This is a genomic window from Lactococcus garvieae subsp. garvieae (assembly GCF_029024465.1).
Lineage (GTDB): Bacteria > Bacillota > Bacilli > Lactobacillales > Streptococcaceae > Lactococcus > Lactococcus garvieae.
Genome location: NZ_CP118950.1, coordinates 1,501,345 through 1,518,490, shown reverse-complemented (window position 1 = coordinate 1,518,490; position 17,146 = coordinate 1,501,345). Strand labels below are relative to the sequence as shown.

Annotated in this window: 20 protein-coding genes and 2 tRNA genes; 19 read left to right on the top strand and 3 right to left on the bottom strand. The window is 33.5% G+C overall.

The features are described 5' to 3' along the window. The first annotated feature begins 1 nt into the window (after nt 1). The 5 genes from PYW30_RS07580 to PYW30_RS07560 all read left to right on the top strand — a co-directional run bounded on the left by PYW30_RS07580 (nt 2) and on the right by PYW30_RS07560 (nt 4,506). Nucleotides 2-994 carry an aspartate-semialdehyde dehydrogenase gene (locus tag PYW30_RS07580; RefSeq protein ID WP_042219161.1) on the top strand — a complete coding sequence of 331 codons (993 nt, stop codon included), beginning with the start codon at nt 2-4 and terminating at the stop codon, nt 992-994. Beyond that, nucleotides 991-2,304 (top strand): aspartate kinase, encoded by a 1,314-nt coding sequence (locus PYW30_RS07575; protein WP_042219158.1) that lies wholly within the window; start codon nt 991-993, stop codon nt 2,302-2,304. Before PYW30_RS07580 ends, PYW30_RS07575 begins: the two co-directional genes overlap by 4 nt. Nucleotides 2,305-2,327: 23 nt before the next feature. Further along, nucleotides 2,328-3,461 carry an N-acetyldiaminopimelate deacetylase gene (locus PYW30_RS07570; RefSeq protein WP_080719682.1) on the top strand — a complete coding sequence of 378 codons (1,134 nt, stop codon included), beginning with the start codon at nt 2,328-2,330 and terminating at the stop codon, nt 3,459-3,461. A 598-nt stretch (nt 3,462-4,059) separates the two neighbouring features. Further along, nucleotides 4,060-4,260 (top strand): cold-shock protein, encoded by a 201-nt coding sequence (locus PYW30_RS07565; protein ID WP_014025159.1) that lies wholly within the window; start codon nt 4,060-4,062, stop codon nt 4,258-4,260. A gap of 172 nt (nt 4,261-4,432) precedes the next feature. Continuing rightward, nucleotides 4,433-4,506: transfer RNA gene (locus PYW30_RS07560), tRNA-Met, on the top strand. 32 nt (nt 4,507-4,538) lie between these two features. Here PYW30_RS07560 and PYW30_RS07555 read toward each other — a convergent pair. Then, a complete protein-coding gene (locus PYW30_RS07555) occupies nt 4,539-4,877 on the bottom strand; it encodes an MmcQ/YjbR family DNA-binding protein (RefSeq protein WP_042219157.1) in 339 nt (112 codons plus the stop codon). A 797-nt stretch (nt 4,878-5,674) separates the two neighbouring features. Between PYW30_RS07555 and PYW30_RS07550 the strand changes: the two genes are divergently transcribed. The 5 genes from PYW30_RS07550 to PYW30_RS07530 all read left to right on the top strand — a co-directional run bounded on the left by PYW30_RS07550 (nt 5,675) and on the right by PYW30_RS07530 (nt 8,113). After that, nucleotides 5,675-5,977, top strand: coding sequence for a hypothetical protein (locus PYW30_RS07550; RefSeq protein ID WP_042219155.1), 303 nt, complete (start codon nt 5,675-5,677; stop codon nt 5,975-5,977). Between the two features lie 447 nt (nt 5,978-6,424). Beyond that, nucleotides 6,425-6,625 (top strand): cold-shock protein, encoded by a 201-nt coding sequence (locus PYW30_RS07545; RefSeq protein ID WP_014025159.1) that lies wholly within the window; start codon nt 6,425-6,427, stop codon nt 6,623-6,625. A gap of 54 nt (nt 6,626-6,679) precedes the next feature. Further along, entirely contained in the window at nt 6,680-7,072 is a 393-nt protein-coding gene (locus PYW30_RS07540) for an ArsC/Spx/MgsR family protein (RefSeq protein ID WP_308203557.1), read from the top strand. Between the two features lie 321 nt (nt 7,073-7,393). Beyond that, nucleotides 7,394-7,467, top strand: a tRNA-Met gene (locus PYW30_RS07535). 451 nt (nt 7,468-7,918) lie between these two features. Beyond that, nucleotides 7,919-8,113 carry a hypothetical protein gene (locus tag PYW30_RS07530; protein ID WP_042219151.1) on the top strand — a complete coding sequence of 65 codons (195 nt, stop codon included), beginning with the start codon at nt 7,919-7,921 and terminating at the stop codon, nt 8,111-8,113. A gap of 78 nt (nt 8,114-8,191) precedes the next feature. On the opposite strand, the gene PYW30_RS07525 is transcribed toward PYW30_RS07530, so the two are convergent. Continuing rightward, nucleotides 8,192-8,740 (bottom strand): hypothetical protein, encoded by a 549-nt coding sequence (locus tag PYW30_RS07525; protein ID WP_042219150.1) that lies wholly within the window; start codon nt 8,738-8,740, stop codon nt 8,192-8,194. 563 nt (nt 8,741-9,303) lie between these two features. Beyond that, nucleotides 9,304-9,528, bottom strand: a complete 225-nt coding sequence (locus PYW30_RS07520; RefSeq protein WP_042219148.1) for a DUF1398 domain-containing protein — start codon at nt 9,526-9,528, stop codon at nt 9,304-9,306. 523 nt (nt 9,529-10,051) lie between these two features. On the opposite strand from PYW30_RS07520, the gene PYW30_RS07515 reads away from it, so the two are divergent. The 9 genes from PYW30_RS07515 to PYW30_RS07475 all read left to right on the top strand — a co-directional run bounded on the left by PYW30_RS07515 (nt 10,052) and on the right by PYW30_RS07475 (nt 17,061). Continuing rightward, nucleotides 10,052-10,915, top strand: a complete 864-nt coding sequence (locus PYW30_RS07515) for a hypothetical protein (protein WP_052370186.1) — start codon at nt 10,052-10,054, stop codon at nt 10,913-10,915. A gap of 410 nt (nt 10,916-11,325) precedes the next feature. Beyond that, nucleotides 11,326-11,544, top strand: a complete 219-nt coding sequence (locus PYW30_RS07510) for a hypothetical protein (RefSeq protein WP_003134296.1) — start codon at nt 11,326-11,328, stop codon at nt 11,542-11,544. A gap of 60 nt (nt 11,545-11,604) precedes the next feature. Then, on the top strand, nt 11,605-12,804 hold the full coding sequence (locus PYW30_RS07505; RefSeq protein WP_042219145.1) for a tyrosine-type recombinase/integrase: 1,200 nt from the start codon (nt 11,605-11,607) through the stop codon (nt 12,802-12,804). A 146-nt stretch (nt 12,805-12,950) separates the two neighbouring features. After that, the gene (locus PYW30_RS07500) at nt 12,951-13,553 is read left to right on the top strand and encodes a thymidine kinase (protein WP_014025253.1); all 603 of its coding nucleotides are present in this window, start codon (nt 12,951-12,953) and stop codon (nt 13,551-13,553) included. A 25-nt stretch (nt 13,554-13,578) separates the two neighbouring features. Further along, complete coding sequence (prfA, locus tag PYW30_RS07495; RefSeq protein ID WP_019299599.1) at nt 13,579-14,652, top strand: peptide chain release factor 1; 1,074 nt, start codon at nt 13,579-13,581, stop codon at nt 14,650-14,652. Continuing rightward, nucleotides 14,652-15,188 (top strand): hypothetical protein, encoded by a 537-nt coding sequence (locus PYW30_RS07490; RefSeq protein ID WP_042219144.1) that lies wholly within the window; start codon nt 14,652-14,654, stop codon nt 15,186-15,188. The genes prfA and PYW30_RS07490 overlap by 1 nt, the downstream gene beginning before the upstream one ends. 27 nt (nt 15,189-15,215) lie before the next feature. Then, a complete protein-coding gene (gene prmC / locus PYW30_RS07485) occupies nt 15,216-16,028 on the top strand; it encodes a peptide chain release factor N(5)-glutamine methyltransferase (protein ID WP_042219142.1) in 813 nt (270 codons plus the stop codon). Then, on the top strand, nt 16,029-16,457 hold the full coding sequence (locus PYW30_RS07480) for a GNAT family N-acetyltransferase (RefSeq protein WP_042219140.1): 429 nt from the start codon (nt 16,029-16,031) through the stop codon (nt 16,455-16,457). A gap of 1 nt (nt 16,458) precedes the next feature. Next, nucleotides 16,459-17,061 carry an L-threonylcarbamoyladenylate synthase gene (locus PYW30_RS07475; protein ID WP_042219138.1) on the top strand — a complete coding sequence of 201 codons (603 nt, stop codon included), beginning with the start codon at nt 16,459-16,461 and terminating at the stop codon, nt 17,059-17,061. Nucleotides 17,062-17,146 lie beyond the last annotated feature (85 nt).

Genomic DNA, 17,146 nt, shown 5'->3' with positions numbered 1-17,146 from the left:
AATGAAAAAATATAATATATGTGTTGTGGGTGCAACTGGACTTGTTGGTCGTACTTTTCTCGATATTTTAGAACAAAGAAATTTCCTAATTAAAAATTTGAAATTATTAGCCTCAAGTCGTTCAGCAGGTTCAGTTTTGTCTTTTGCGGGTCAAGAATACGTAGTTGAAGAATTAACGGCTGATTCATTTAACGGTTATGATATTGCCCTTTTTAGTGCTGGCGGAGATACTTCTGAACAATTTGCCCCAATTGCACGAGAAAAAGGCTTGGTTATCATTGATAACTCATCAGTTTGGCGTGAAAATCCTGAAATTGGCCTGGTTGTCCCAGAAATTAACATCCAAGATACACAAATGAATAAAATTATTGCTAATCCAAACTGTTCAACGATTCAATCTGTTTTACCGCTTTATGCTTTGGAGAAATCCTTTGGTATTTTACAAGTGAACTATACAACTTTCCAAGCAGTAAGTGGAAGCGGACAGAGAGGTCGTGACGATTTACTTCGGACACGTCAAGGCAAAGCACCAGAATTTTATCCATATAATATCTCTGAAACAGCCCTTCCTGAAATTGATGTTTTCCTTGAAAATGGATATACCAAAGAAGAGATGAAAATGGTCAATGAAACACGTAAAATCTTACATAAGCCAGAGTTGGCTGTTTCAGCAACTTGTGTACGTGTTCCAGTAATAAACAGTCACGGTGTGAGTATCCAGGTAATATTGGATCAGCCTTTCATGCTTAGCGAAGTTCGTGAGGTTTTTGCAAACCAAGAAGGTATAACTCTTATCGACAACCCTAAAAATCATGAATATCCAGTTTCAACAATCGCAAATGGTAATGATAATGTTTATGTTGGACGTATTCGTGAAGATTTGGCGCAAGCAAACAGTTTACTCTTTTACTGCGTAGCTGATAATATCCGTAAAGGCGCAGCATTAAATGCAATTCAAATTGCGGAGCATATGATCCAGGAGAATTTAATTTGACATTAACCATTGCAAAATTTGGCGGTTCATCCTTATCTACAGAAAGCCAATTTCTAAAAGTAAAAAATATTGTCAGCCAAGATGAAACAAAAAAAATTGTCGTTGTTTCGGCGATTGGACGTAAAAATCCATCTGATGATAAGGTTACCGACTTGCTCTATCTCATTGCGGCTCATGTGAAACACGGTGTTTCTTACCAAGCACTTTGGGATAATTTAGTCACTCGATTTGTTGCAGTCAAAGAAGAATTGCAGCTTAAATACGACATCTTATCACATTTAGAGGAACTTAAATGTGAGTTGGATTCGGGTCAATTTACAGAGGATTATCTGGTGAGTCGTGGCGAGTATTTTACAGCACATCTAATGGCGGAATATCTGGGCTATCAATTTATTGATGCTGCTGAAGTAATTTCCTTTTCAGGTAACGGTCGTATCAATTTGGAAATGTCAAAACGTTTGTTGCAGGAACAATTCTCTGGAATTGAGAGAATTGTTCTCCCAGGATTTTACGGTGCTTTCCAAAATGGAAAAATCAAACTTTTGAGTCGTGGTGGTTCAGATATTTCAGGCGCAATTCTGGCAAGCTGTTTAGGTGCTGATAAATATGAAAACTGGACAGATGTATCAGGTGTAATGATGGCAGATCCGCGCATTATTAACAATCCAGCAACGATCAGTGAATTGACTTATGAAGAGTTGAGTGAATTGTCTTATATGGGGGCAAGTGTGCTGCATGCTGAGACGATTTATCCGATTCGTGAACTCAATATTCCTTTGCATATTAAAAATACGAATGCTCCAGACGCCGAAGGCACTTTGATTTTGGCAGAACACCGTACGCATACGACACAAGTTTCAGGAATTTCAGGCAGAAAAAACTATGTTTCGATTAATATTGTCAAAAATCAAATGGCAACAGAGGTTGGTTTTTTACAACGTACTTTGAAAATTTTTGATGATTATCATTTGAATATTGAACATCTCCCTACAGGTATCAATCAAATCGGAGTTATCGTCGAAATGGTTGAAGTAGAAGAGATTTTGCTTGATTTACTGGACCGCCTAAAAAAAGATTTGAAAGCAGATGATGTCACAGTCAAAGAAAATATTTCGCTTTTGACAGTTGTAGGTGAAGAAATTATACGCTCAGCAAAAGTTACGAACAAAATTTTTACAGCACTTGCTAAAGAAGATATTGATATTGAGCTTATTACACAAAGCCCGCGTGGAATCAATATCATTATCGGTGTTGCCAATAAGCATTATCAAAGGGCTTTAGTCGCCTTATATGAAGAATTGACAACCTAAAGGACTTAATAAGGAGGTGTAGAGTGCCTTTTACAAATGAAGAATTGCTTCAAATACGTCGGGAATTGCATGAAATTCCTGAGCTTGGTATGGCAGAGTTTGAAACACAGGCTTATCTATTAGATAAAATACGGCAAATGACCCAGGCAGTTAAGCATGTCAAAATTCGAACTTGGAAGACAGCCGTTCTAGTCAAAATAACAGGATTTGACTCAGACAAAATTATAGGCTGGCGTGCAGATATGGACGGGCTTCCAGTTAATGAAGAAACAAATTTAGAATGCAGTTCAAAGCACCAAGGAAGAATGCACGCTTGTGGACATGATATACACATGGCTGTAGCACTTGGTTTATTAAAAATTGCTATTGAAACGCCAAGTAAAAATGACCGTCTTTTTCTTTTTCAGCCTGCTGAAGAAAATCTCTCAGGCGCAAAACTTTTATATGAGGCAAACGTTTTTGCGGATTGGTTACCGGATGAGTTTTATGCACTTCATGTTCATCCAGAACTACCTGCTGGACAACTAGCAACGAATAATCACACTTTATTTGCAGGAACTTGTGAGGTTAGTATTAAGTTTACTGGAAAAGGAGGCCACGCAGCGTTCCCCCAGAATAGTAATGATATGGTAGTTGCTGTGAGTCATTTTGTAACGCAAGTGCAGACAATTATCTCGCGAAATGTTGGCCCGATGGAAAATGCTGTCGTGACTTTTGGCAAGATGTGCGCTGGAATGACTAATAACGTGATTGCCAAAGAAGCGGAAGTTCACGGAACCATTCGTACCTTGACGAAGGAAATGAACGAACTGACACAAAAACGTATCACACAAATCGCTGAAGGTATTGCGCAATCCTTTGACTGCCAAGCGGAAATTATACTAAAACAAGGAGGTTATCTCCCTGTTATTAATAATAAAAATCTTGCAGACCAACTGATGTCTTTTATGAAAGAAAAGCCAACAGTTAATTTTTCAGAAATTTCCCCCTTGATGACAGGGGAGGACTTTGGATACTTATTAGATAAAGTACCTGGTGTGATGCTCTGGCTCGGTGTTCAATCAGATTATCCCTTACATCACGAAAAGATGTCTCCAAAAGAAGCAGTTATAATATCTGCAGTGGAAGCGCTCAGTGCCTGGCTAGATACTCGATAAATTTCTTTACAACTGTTGGTATTAAATTGGCACAATTGTACTTCAGATATGTAGTGATGTACCATGACCTCTTTTGTAGTGAGAAGCAATAACAAAAAATTATTTTAGTGGGCAAAAAGTGGGCAGAATAAAAATTGATAAAAGTATAAAATTAAGTCTCACTTTTTATATCATTATGTTATCGGAGATATTAGTGTTATACTAAGCTAGTTGTAGGTCAGTGCTTATTTCAAAAATTTGTACTTTCCTACAACTTATAAAATATCTAGCTATAGAGCGTAATCTATAGCTAGATTATTTATCAGAAAAGAGGCATCTCTCACATATCGGATGTCTCTTTTCTGTATGATTAGGCATTATACAAATATTTTAATCTATAAGGTTTATATCACTTTAAATATATTAAAAATATTTCAAAAGTCAGTTGAGTTTCTGATTATTGGCATTTCATTCATGAACGAAGATTCTTTATGTCAATGTGACAAAAACAAATAAGCATGATACTATGTATTAAGTAAGTTTAGTCAAAGTTATATATTTTAAATGTTTTCTTTAACCATAATGATTTACAATCTAGTTGAAAGGAAATATATATACTATGACAAAAGGAACAGTAAAATGGTTTAATGATGCTAAAGGATTTGGCTTCATTACAGCTGAAGATGGAGCAGATGTGTTCGCACATTTCTCAGAAATTCAAAGTAACGGCTTCAAAAAACTTGAAGAAGGCGAAAAAGTTACATTTGATATGGGCGAAGGTCAACGTGGGCCACAAGCCACAAATATCAATAAAGCATAATTAAAAAAAGTCACTCTTAGAGTGACTTTTTTGTAGTCAAGAAGTAAATTAGGGAATGAGAGAAAAGTGTGTTATAATGAGTGAGTCAATTGGGTACATCTATGGAAGATCTAGCTTGTTAAGTTATAGCGTGATTTAAATAAGTGATTTAAATTTCTTCTGTTTTTATTAACGCGGGATGGAGCAGCTAGGTAGCTCGTCGGGCTCATAACCCGAAGGTCGTAGGTTCAAATTCTGCTCCCGCAATTAGAATAAAATTCTGCTTTGTCAGGATTTTTTTATTTTGTTAGATCATTGCTTTCATTAATCATTTGAATGAGACCATCATAGGTAAGATTAGTCTTGTTCACATTTATGGTATTCCAATGGGTTTTATTCATATGGTAGCCTGGAAATACTCCTGCTATTTGTCTAGCCTCCTCACCGTGTTCTGGACTCAGCTTTAAGTCGATTAAGAGTTCGTTATTTTTTTCAAAGATTAAAGCTATAATTTTTTTATTAGATTTTTGTCTAATAGTTGTCCAAAGTATTTTTTCACGATTATTATTGTTAAATGGATAGTCTTCATAGGAGTTGGTTATTTTTAACACCAAGCTGATAAGTTCTTGTTTTTTCATTTTTATCTCCTTGTTGCTTGGTATTATACCATTATTTAAGAGAAATTTTGATATTTTAATTGAGTTTGTGGCTATTTTTTTGAATTTGTATAAGTGGCTAAGATTTTCAAAATATATTTATATTTTGATATAATACTATTGGCAGAAATAAAAAAATGTTAATATATATCATGAAACTACACCTTGCCAGTGTAGTTTTTAGTTTAATTTAAGTTATAGAAAATAGAATAAAAGAGTCGAATCTTTTTCATAAGTACCTCATTTGATGGTGCTTTTTTTGTATCATTAGGTTAATGAGACTATTAGTGTTATAGTAAGAGTGTTCGTAGGCGTTACTTCACTGCCACGAAGTTTTGACCTCAAATACGGACTCTAGTTATGACGAGTAATTATAACTAGGCTATTCATCAGAAAAGACACCTTCGCATATTGGGTGTCTTTTTGTAAAGTTCGTATAGTCAAACTATTATGCTATATTTAATGTGTCGGACAGCCATACAATCACCAACAATTGAGATAAGCTTTACTTACAGTTTTGTATCTGTCTTAGGCTCTTGTTATGTATATATGTATATCAAGAGGCTTTTATGTTTGAAGAATAATAAAGTATTTTTAATAATATCTGTGAAATTGAATAGAATAAATAAGAAGAAATCTATATTCATTATTGTTGTTTCTTAACCTATAATTGATTTTCCCTCTAAGCAAATATAAAATGAATAATCATTTTTTTAGTGTATGTTTTTTTCAGGGGGGAATATGATATACTTTAACTATCAAATATTACAGGGGTAAAGATGCCACCATATGATTATGAGTTTTATAGAAAAAGAAGACACGATCCAAAATGGAGAGTTTTTTATCTAAAGTTAAGAAATAAAAAAATATTAAAAAGAACAATTATATATATTATATTAGTTATATTGTTGATAATTTTAGGTTTATTTATAAATTATATTGACGAATATAAAATTTCTTTAAGAGATTTTAATTTAAAAAGCCTTAAAAACTTCTTTAATCATTACATAGAATTATCTAAAAAACTATTTTGGGCAGTTATTGACAAAATCTCTCATACACTACAACGTAAATGGCAGTAAAAACATCTGATAGAAATTTATTTAATATGATTAGGCACTAATCAATTATTCTGTTATACTTGGTTTACCGTCAGGTATTAAATACTCACCATACAAACTATTTACAATTCTTGTGGAAAGTGAGTGTTTTCTTGTTAAAATAAAAAGCTTTCTACTTGCGTTGGAGCTTTTTTATTTTATATTAGGTATTTACTATCAATTATGCTATAGTTGACTTGTGTCTCCTTGACATATAAGACCGATTCTTCGTATGTTGATTTCTTCAAAAGCCAGTTGAGTTTCTGACTATTGGCATTTCATTCATGAACGAAGATTTTTTATGTCAATTTGACAAAAACAAATAAGCATGATACTATGTATTAAGTAAGTTTAGTCAAAGTTATATATTTTAAATGTTTTCTTTAACCATAATGATTTACAATCTAGTTGAAAGGAAATATATATACTATGACAAAAGGAACAGTAAAATGGTTTAATGATGCTAAAGGATTTGGCTTCATTACAGCTGAAGATGGAGCAGATGTGTTCGCACATTTCTCAGAAATCCAAAGTAACGGCTTCAAAAAACTTGAAGAAGGCGAAAAAGTTACATTTGATATGGGCGAAGGTCAACGTGGGCCACAAGCTACAAATATTAATAAAGCTTAATTGTAAGGCACTCTTTGGAGTGCTTTTTTTAACCAAAGCACAAGGGAGAGTACTATTAGTCTTAAAATATATTGGCGAAAAAATTGTGTTTCTAGTAAGCAGGCACTTTTATGGTTTGAAACTCATAGAATTGCAATAGAATGTATCGAAATTACAAAAATAACTCATAACGAATTGATAAAACTATTATTATTAACGGATGGTGGATTTGATGATATTTTGAAAAATAGGCGTACAATGAAGGGGAGAACAAAAGCAACCATAAAAACTTTAGACGCAATGTCATTTGAAGAAGCTATAGATTACCTCGTGGATCACGTGGAAATACTACAAACTCCAATTATTGTTGATAAAAATCAACTATTTGCAGGTTTCAATGGAAGCGAAATACGTCAGTTTATCCCAAGTATTAATAGAAAACTAGACATGAGAAGAAATAATGATTAAGGCAATAGAGAATAGAATTATAAAAGGAGAAAAATGTTAAGAAATTTTATACTGAAGAGATGTGAAGAAAAAGTTAAAGTTGAAAATAAACAGCTGAGAGGGATTAATAATAAATTACTCAAAAAAGTGAAACGATTGGAAGTAGAGAATAATATCATTCGAAGTAAGTTTATGAATTTAAAGTAATACGTTTATTGGGAAATTAGGTTAATTTAGTTAAGTGTGCTACAATGAGGATAGTATTTGAATAACATCCATTAAGGTAATGGACTTATATAGATCAATGTTACTTTGTGGAGTTTGTTAGCTTTTATTTATTAACGCGGGATGGAGCAGCTAGGTAGCTCGTCGGGCTCATAACCCGAAGGTCGTAGGTTCAAATCCTACTCCCGCAATATGAAGATGATTTCCCTGCTTCGTCGGGGATTTTTATATTAGTTTGGATATGAAATAATAATTTGTTATGTATTTAGAATATATAACTTACGAAGAATACAGAATGGCTGATAAAATACATAAATGTAAAATAGACGAGGAATGAAAGGAGGAGGTATTTGGGAATAGCAAGAACTAAACAACAGATATCAGTAATATTTGAAAAACCATTGAGTTTAGTAAATTATGAATTAGCAACAATGAGGAAAAACATTAATTTTAAAGAATACATATTTGATTCTAGTTATAAAAAACAAACCTATGTGAATATGTACGGCTACTATAAGTATTTAAATTATTGTGAATAACTTTAATTTTAAGTATTGATTGGAAAATTTGTAGCAAGAAGGTTTACTATTTCAGTAAAGGATTTTTTACTCAAAAAGAAGTACTTCAGAAAGGATAAATAAGATGCAAAAAGGAGATATCATTACATTATCAAACGGACAAAAAGCAATAGTAGTTACAGCAGATACTGATAAATTTAAAAATATTATAATTGTGGAGCTTGAAGACCATGATGTACGGGTGGTTGATCGCGAGACGTTAACCCTTGCACCTGCTAAATACCATGATAATTTCGGCTCTCACAGCAAAATATGGTAATATAAAGCTTTATCTTAAAATTGTGTTAAGTTCAGTAAGTATGGCTTTTATAAATAGTCAAGGACAAACAAAAAAACCTCATAAGGTTTTTTTGTTTGTCTTTAAATAATAATTTTTTATTTTAACTATTTTAAACTTATTGTCTCTTTCTTCAAAAAACCATTTTTGTTGAAATCTTGTGTAATCTTCTGCATTTCCGAGGATACCATTTCCTAACGGAGTAAATAAATAGTCAATCCTTCTCCAATATATTTCATATCTTTTTTTGTCAAATGTGGAGTAGGAGATTGCTTTGTATGATAAAACAACAGAAAAACCTTTGTTAGTTATTTTATAATCTGTCGATCCTTCTAAATTTGCATGTTTAATGTAACTTTTTGTATCTTTAACGTCATTTTTAGTTACTTTCTTTATATGTTTTTGAAGTAATTTTTCACTATAAAAATTTTTTAAATCATCAAAGTCTTGGTTCTCTATATCGTTCATGACTTTGTTAAAAATATATTCAATAAGATTTATTTTATCAACTGGCACATCTTTTATCTTTTTATAACTCTTTTGAGTTAAATTATCAAAGACTATTAATATAAAAGGAAGCAAAATAAATAAAGTTACTACAATTATCATATATAGTCTTTCTAGCTCATTAAGCAAAACATTATCTTTTATGAATAGAAAATAAAATCATTCTCAGTTACTTAAAATTAAAATTCTATTCTATTTTTCATTTTTACATATTTATGAGTTTAAGTCAACTCTTATTTTATATGAAGTATACTTTATATAAAATAATGGTAAAATGAATTTAAAGGCGGAGAGCCTTAATAAATAAGCGATTATAGGTTTTTAAAAATAAGAACTAACCAAAAAACTAACCCAGTATTTAAAATGTGTGTAATAAAATCTATAAATTAAAGAGCCGTTAGAAATTTTCTAACGACTTTTTATTTTGTGAATTCTAACGATTGTTATGCTTGTCGTTAATTTAAATAATAATGTTTTATTATAATATAATTATAGCAAAATAATCGTGATTTGATGATTATTACTGCCTAAATAACATCATTATAGAAAAACTAACCAAAAAACTAACCAAGCAATTGCAAATGTGTGTAAGTAAAATTTATAAAAAGAGACACAATATTAAGTTGTAAATTGTCTCTTTTTATAAATTTTACTAATTAACATTATTACTTTATCTTTACAGAAGGGTACATTTCTTTATACTCTTCACCACTTGTACTATAGTATAAAATGTATCTATCAATAAAATTAATTTCGTATTTTACTATTCCAGAATTCCATGAATTTAGTAAAAATTTTGGAAAAGTAGTTTGTACATCTTGAACCTTACGCAGTGCTTTTAATAATTTTTCTTCAGAAAATGAAGGATAATGAGAAATAACAGTAAGCAATGATTTACCTGAAATTATTAAAAAATCACTTTTTTGAAAAGTAAAAACTATCGCAGGACGGAAGATAACAAGTGTTCTTTATGAAACCTTCTTGACGTAAACATTCATCTAAGTATAAGCAACCATCAATTTGTTGACGGACTTTTTCTGATTTAGATATTGCATTATTAAAGCTAGTAAATAGATTCGCTTGAATCTAGTGAAGAGTTTCTTAATAAATTGACAATCATAAAAACTACTGGTTATATATTATTCTTTGTAAAAAGACAAGATTCAATCAATAGAAATAGTTATATTGTATATTTCTCTAAAGTGCTGTTGAAAAAAATAATAAAGAGCGGTAAAAAATAGTGAAATTCAATCACTCTAGAAGGCATATTTATTTAAAATTGATTAGATGCTTCCTCTTAACAATTTGTTTTTTGGGGATTTCATAAAAGAAACTTCTCATTATAGAAGTATTTTAAATGTTATACTCTTTCCAAGGAGTGGCTTGAAATAATTAATAAAAAAGGAATCGGAAATGACAAAAAGAAAATTAAGAGAATTAATCTGTGTATCTATTTTACTTGGAAATATTGTAATTCATAATAGAGTCATATTCGCAGATACAGTAATTAAAGAGGAGAATAAAAATTTTGCAGCAGGAGATATAGCTAATGGAAAGTTGGGAACAAGTAGTTGGACAATAAATTCATCAGGGGTACTTACTATTGGCGAGGGGGATTGGTCCAATTGGCCTGGAGGAGAATACAATATTCCGTGGAGACCTTATGCTGCGTCAATTACGTCAATCATTATTGCAGGACCAGTCAAAGCCCCATCTGATTTAAACTGTCTTTTTTGGAAACTTCCTAAGTTAACATCCGTTAAAAATATGGGATTAATTGATGTATCGAATACAGGAACAGCTCAATTCTTGTTTTTTGAGGATGGATTATTAACTGAGCTTGACTTTTCCAACTGGGATATGAGCAAAATGGACGATGTTGGTGTGAACAAGATGCTTCAAGGTACAACTAGCTTAACTAAACTAACAGTTGGCTCAACTTTTAAATTTATGAATTATGATTCATCAGGAAATATAAGATCAGATGTTTCGCTACCTAATATTACTGCTAATAGTATTTATACAGGTAAGTGGCAAAATATTGGAACAGGAACAGAAGCATCCCCTACAGGAAAAAACGTTTGGAGCACTGCGGAATTAAAGAAAAACTTTGATGGAAAAAAAGATGCTGATACATATCCTTTACTTGAACACAATAAAAAAATACGTAAAAAATACCAATGGAAATATTGGTATTTTTTTATTGATTATTCAGATGAAGTTGTTATTCAAAGGATTTTTCATGAGAGTGAGAACTGGTTGAATAATTTAGAATAAGAGAGGAAACTATTTGACAGAAATAGAGCGACGTTGCAATTTGATATATGATAATTTTCATATGGACTGTTGTTTACGTTATGACCAAAGAACAGCCTTGCAACTGTCGTATAAAAAAGAGATAGATCAGCTACAAAAAATAAAAGCTTCCAGTAATGACTGTGGCTTTTTGAATGTAGAACGAACTTTAACACGTGTTAAAGCAACATATAAAAAATTTGTGTCCTAATTTTGTCTGCTATGGTCGTGACTTAGCAATAAGTGATTATTCTCAAACCTCACATGGCTATGTACGTAACATTTAGGAAATTAGTTTAGGCAGTGATAATTGCTGTCATATAAAAATAAAATCGGTGAATATTAAGGACGAGAGAAATCTTGTCCTTCTTTTTTTGTATATAGGGGGAAGGATGAGTAGAACAGGAATAACCGTGGATAAGAAGATGATTGATGCTGAAGGTATTTCAAACTTTTATTCTATAAAGGTTTCTACCGCTAGAAATAAAATTTGCGAAATGAAAAAAGATAAACGATTTATGCAAGGGGATTATTTTAGGATGAGCGGACGTGTATGGTTTCCAGCATTTGATGAATTTTTAAAAATAAAAGACGAGGAAAAATACAGATAAAAATGATATAATAAGTATGATTTTTATTCTGCACTTTTCCCAAAAGAAAAGGTAGGAAATATGAAAGTTGAAGATATAAAAGTAGGAAGTTTATGGTCAGAATCTCGGAAAAACAAGTTCCTCTGGCGTATGAGATACTTTAATATAGTTACAAAATCTGAGGATAAAGTTTCTGTAACTTTGACATCTAATTCAAATCAGGCTAAAACAAAAGCTAGAAAAATATTGTTAACAAAGGCTAAGCGAAAAATTGAACAAAGTGAATTAAATATATTAAATTCGAGTTTAAATATTAATTCTTTAACTTTTTCTTCTGTAGCTAATTTATGGTTAAATGACTGTAGTAAAAGGCTAAAGCCATCGACCTTAAATAATAGGAGAAAACAAATAAAACGTTTTGCTGATGAATTTGGAGATCAGGAAATGTCACAATTTACAACTTTCCAAATTCAGGTATTTTTTAATAGTTTGAATTTAAAATCGGGTACAGTAAAAGGTTATTTTTTAACTTGTAAATCTATTTTTGATTTTGCAAAGAGAATGGAGATTATTTCTAAAGATCCTACATTGAATGTGAAATTAAGTCTTTCCAAAAAAACTTTGGAAGATATAAAAAAGCAGAATCGAAAACTGTTTACAGTGGAAGATTTAGCTAAGGTCTTAAATAGGATGAGAAGTTCTGAGAATCCTCGCACGTACTTTATAGCTCTAACTATTGAATTTCTGTTTTTAACTGGTTTAAGATACTGTGAATTAGCTGCGTTAAAAGAAGAAAATTATGACCGCACAAGAGGTATAATTAAAGTGGAAACTAACTTAGATTATACTAAGGGTGTGACGAAACATACTCATACCACGACTAAAACATTATCTTCTTATAGGGAAGTTGATCTCAATGATAGAGCAATCGAAATTATCGAAGAGTATCTCAAAGCTAATCATGACAATACTTATGTAGGTTATAAAAATCATGGATACATTTTTTGTACTCGTTCAGGTCAACCACATAATATTGGCCATCTAAACCGATCTTTTAAGTATTATGGAAAAGCAACGGGGCTAGATAAGCAGTTCTCTTGCCATTGTATGCGCCACTCTCATATTTCATTATTAGCAGAAATGGGAATAAACCAAAAAGTGGTGATGCAAAGAGTTGGTCACGCAACATCCACTATTACCAATAATATATATACTCATGTCACACCTAATATGTCTAAAGAATTAAACCAAAAAATGAATAGAATTAACAAAATTTCTTAACCAAATTTGGTGGGCAAAAAAGTGGGCAGAAATGAATGAAAAATAGTGATAATTAATGATATTATTATCGAAAATAAAATAATAATATCACTGGAAAATGCTATTAAATACGGCTTTTAAGCCATTTTTATAAAGGGGAAAGAAAATTGGCACAATTGTACTTCAAATACGGCAGCATGAATTCAGGCAAAAGTATCGAAATCCTGAAAGTTGCCCATAATTATGAAGAACAGGGAAAACCTGTTTTGATTATGACTTCTAGTTTAGATACACGTGCTGGTGTTGGTATAGTCGCAAGTCGTATTGGTATGAGTAGCGAAGCTGTAGCGATTGACGATACTATGAATGTCTATGAATATATCGAAAACTTGCCGATAAGGCCTTTTTGTGTGCTGATTGATGAAGCCCAATTTCTCAATAAACAAAATATTTATGATCTAGCACGTGTGGTCGATGATTTAAATGTCCCTGTGATGGCTTTTGGCTTAAAAAATGATTTCAGAAATGAACTTTTTGAAGGCTCAAAATACTTATTGCTTCTGGCTGATAAAATTGAAGAAATTAAAACGATTTGCTGGTATTGCAGTAAAAAAGCAACGATGGTTTTACGCATGGTTGAAGGTGAACCTGTTTATGAAGGCGAGCAACTGCAGATCGGTGGCAATGAGAGCTATATTCCAGTGTGCCGTAAGCACTATTTTCATCCATTGAAAAAGATGGAGAGTAATCGTATAAACGAAGAGATATAAAAAAAGAAGTAAGGAAAAATAAAAAATGTTTGATCAACTTGAAACGATGGTAGGACGATATGAGGAGCTGGGCGAATTACTCAGTGACCCACAGGTTGTCAATGATACAAAGCGCTTTATGGAACTTTCACGTGAAGAAGCGAGTCTGCGAGATACTGTAGCCACTTATAATGAATATAAAAAGGTGCTCGAAACCATTTCTGACAGTGAAGAAATGCTTGGTGAAGGTGGCCTTGATGAGGATATGAAAGAAATGCTCAAAGAAGAGCTTTCAGAAGCAAAATCAGCCAAAGAAGAACTGGAAGAAAAGATTAAAATTCTCTTGCTCCCTAAAGATCCAAACGATGATAAAAATATTATCTTGGAAATTCGTGGCGCAGCAGGTGGTGATGAAGCAGCCCTTTTTGCTGGTGATTTGTTAAATATGTACCAGCATTATGCAGAGTCACAAGGTTGGAAATTTGAAATCATGGAAGCCAGTGTGACGAGCATTGGGGGGTATAAAGAAGTTTCAGCCCTTGTTTCGGGAACTTCTGTTTACAGTAAACTAAAATACGAATCTGGTGCTCATCGCGTGCAACGTGTGCCATCAACAGAAACACAAGGACGTGTACACACTTCAACAGCAACGGTCCTTGTCATGCCTGAAGTTGAAGAATTCGAGATGAAAATTGAACAAAAAGATCTTCGCGTGGATATCTACCATGCCTCAGGTGCCGGTGGACAAAATGTCAACAAAGTTGCGACAGCTGTACGTATGGTTCACTTGCCTACAGGCATCAAAGTTGAAATGCAAGAAGAACGTACGCAACAAAAAAACCGTGACAAAGCCATAAAATTGCTTAATACGAAGGTATTTGACCACTATCAACAAATCGAGTTGGACAAGCAAAATGCTGAACGTAAGTCCACTGTCGGAACAGGTGACCGCTCAGAACGTATCCGTACTTATAATTTCCCTCAAAACCGCGTGACCGATCACCGTATCGGTCTAACTTTACAAAAGTTAGATACCATCCTTTCTGGAAAAATGGATGAAGTCATTGATGCACTTGTGGTTTATGATCAAACGGAGAAGTTGGCGGAGCTTAACAAGTAATGACCGAATTTCAATTTGAAGGTTTTAACATTCGGCTGCGTGTAGAAGAGCAAAGACGTATGGAAACGGCGAAGAGAGTGAAGGATGTTGAGACAAAAGTTCTTGTCTTTGAGGTCAGTACCCAAGAGACACACTTTGATTTGCTCTATTGCCAAGCAATCAACCAAGATTATTGGATTACCATTGAAAATGTTGAGAGTCCTTCAAAGCATCTTCAGAGATTGGATAGACGGGTACGGATGAGTATTGACTTTTATAAGGACAATGCTTATTGTCGTCTTTGGCAAGAGCTCAAAGAAGGGGACAATTGGAGCAAACGTAAAAAAGTTCTTTCACTTGCGGAGTTTGGCAAATACAGCAGTCAATCGGTGACGGAAATTATGAAAACCTTTGATGCTTTGGCTCTAGGAAGATTGGAAAATATTGTCAATGAGAAAAATAGGACACGAAATGAAAATGGTGTCCTTTTTGCAAAAGATAATCTGAAAATCCCCATCATCGTTTATTTATTGGGGCGTGTTTTTCCTCTCCTTTAAAAGGTGAGGAGAGTGAGGAAAGAAAAAATGTTATGGATTGAGGCTGTGCGCCAATTATCTCAAGATTTGGAAGAGCCTTTCGCTCTAGAATTTGTCTGGAGAAATTTACACGAGCTCACAAAATTACAGTGGTTAAATTTACAAAGAGAAGCGATTTCAGATACGGATTTAGCTGCACTTACATCTGTCGCGCAGCGTTTGAAAAATAATGAACCGCCACAATATATTGTAGGTTGGGCTGAATTCTGTGATTTAAAACTTGCCGTGGATGAGCGTGTCCTGATTCCACGTCCAGAAACAGAAGAGCTGGTGCAGATGATTCTCGCTGAAAATGAGCAAGGTAGACGTACGGTTTTAGATATTGGCACAGGATCTGGAGCTATTGCTCTAGCACTGGCGGAGAAAAGAAAGGAGTGGGAGATTACTGCATCTGATGTTTCAGAAAAAGCACTTGAACTTGCTCAATTGAATGCAAAAAGTCATCAAATTTCTCTTAATTTCATTCTCTCTGATGTCTTTGAAAATATTCAAGGACAGTACGATATCATTGTGTCCAACCCACCCTATATTGCCTTTGATGAAACGTATGAAATGGATCAATCCGTCATTCGCTTTGAACCAGATAGCGCACTCTTTGCTGAAAAGCAAGGTCTAGCAATTTATCAGACCATTGCTGAAGCAGCTCATCAATTTTTAAAGCCACAAGGGAAAATATATTTAGAAATTGGTTATAAGCAAGGTCCAGCAGTGAAAGACTTGTTTGAGAAGGCTTTTCCTACTAAAAAAGTCCGTGTGCACCGTGATATTTTTGAAAAAGATCGTATGATAAGTGTGACATAGATGAAAATAAAACATATAGAAGTAAAGAAAGATAGATATCTCCCTTTACTTCTTTTAGCTGATGATCATGAGCATATTATGACCTATCTTGCAAAAGGTGAACTTTTTGTACTGATGGATCAGTCTGAAATTAGGGCAGTGTGTGTAGTCAGTCCGACTCTCGAAATTGAAAACCTAGCTGTAGCGCCTGATGCACAAGGTCAAGGCTATGGCAGAGCCCTGATAAACTACCTTTTTAAAAAGTACAAGGGTCAGGGTGTCATGACCGTCGGCACCGACGATATATCGGGAAATGTCCTTTTCTATGAAGCTTGTGGTTTTGAATATACCCATAAGATAAAAAATTATTTTATTGACCATTATAGTTTTCCAATTTACGAAGATGGAAAACAACTTAAAGATAAATGCTACTTAAGAAAGGAGCTATAAAATGACAGTTGAAAAAGCAATAGCAGCTTTAAAAGCAGGAGAATTGGCAGTGTTACCAACAGAAACAGTTTACGGCATTTTCGCGGATGCAACCAACGAGGCAGCGGTGCAAAAACTTTATGCTGTAAAAGGGCGTCCTGTTGAAAAAGCCTTGAATATGAACGTGGCAGATTATGACACAATTTTAAAATATTCAGTGCATCAACCTGCTTATCTTGAAAAACTCGTGCAAACTTTTCTGCCTGGACCGTTGACGATTATTTTAGAAGCAAGTCCTGAAGTTCCTGAGTGGATTCATGTGGGGAAAACTACTGTCGGATTCCGAATGCCTTCAATTCCAGCCACACAAGAAGTGATTAAAGCTTTAGGGGTTTTAGTTGGTCCCTCTGCTAATCTTACCGGCTCACCAAGCCCACGTTTCTATGATGATTTAACCTCAGCTATCCTTGATAAAGCAGCTGTTGCACTTCAAGATGACAGTGTTTATGGTCTAGATACAACGATTTTGGATCTTTCTGGTGAAATGCCTAAAATTTTACGACAAGGGGCAATTACAGCGCAAGAACTTCTTGATGCTGTTCCAGAATTATATGAAATTGTCTGAACAAATAATTTGGTTCGGCACTTTGCTTTAGATATAATGGTAGATGTACAAAAGCTACCCACGCAAAAGGAAAAATGCTTGAGGT

Coding starts and splice junctions, on each gene's coding strand:
- PYW30_RS07580 (WP_042219161.1), top strand. CDS start 2: ATGAAAAAATATAATATATGTGTTGTGGGTGCAACTGGACTTGTTGGT.
- PYW30_RS07565 (WP_014025159.1), top strand. CDS start 4,060: ATGACAAAAGGAACAGTAAAATGGTTTAATGATGCTAAAGGATTTGGC.
- PYW30_RS07555 (WP_042219157.1), bottom strand. CDS start 4,877: ATGAAAAAACAAGAACTTATCAGCTTGGTGTTAAAAATAACCAACTCC.
- PYW30_RS07550 (WP_042219155.1), top strand. CDS start 5,675: ATGCCACCATATGATTATGAGTTTTATAGAAAAAGAAGACACGATCCA.
- PYW30_RS07545 (WP_014025159.1), top strand. CDS start 6,425: ATGACAAAAGGAACAGTAAAATGGTTTAATGATGCTAAAGGATTTGGC.
- PYW30_RS07530 (WP_042219151.1), top strand. CDS start 7,919: ATGCAAAAAGGAGATATCATTACATTATCAAACGGACAAAAAGCAATA.
- PYW30_RS07525 (WP_042219150.1), bottom strand. CDS start 8,740: ATGATAATTGTAGTAACTTTATTTATTTTGCTTCCTTTTATATTAATA.
- PYW30_RS07515 (WP_052370186.1), top strand. CDS start 10,052: ATGACAAAAAGAAAATTAAGAGAATTAATCTGTGTATCTATTTTACTT.
- PYW30_RS07510 (WP_003134296.1), top strand. CDS start 11,326: ATGAGTAGAACAGGAATAACCGTGGATAAGAAGATGATTGATGCTGAA.
- PYW30_RS07505 (WP_042219145.1), top strand. CDS start 11,605: ATGAAAGTTGAAGATATAAAAGTAGGAAGTTTATGGTCAGAATCTCGG.
- prfA (WP_019299599.1), top strand. CDS start 13,579: ATGTTTGATCAACTTGAAACGATGGTAGGACGATATGAGGAGCTGGGC.
- PYW30_RS07490 (WP_042219144.1), top strand. CDS start 14,652: ATGACCGAATTTCAATTTGAAGGTTTTAACATTCGGCTGCGTGTAGAA.
- prmC (WP_042219142.1), top strand. CDS start 15,216: ATGTTATGGATTGAGGCTGTGCGCCAATTATCTCAAGATTTGGAAGAG.
- PYW30_RS07480 (WP_042219140.1), top strand. CDS start 16,029: ATGAAAATAAAACATATAGAAGTAAAGAAAGATAGATATCTCCCTTTA.
- PYW30_RS07475 (WP_042219138.1), top strand. CDS start 16,459: ATGACAGTTGAAAAAGCAATAGCAGCTTTAAAAGCAGGAGAATTGGCA.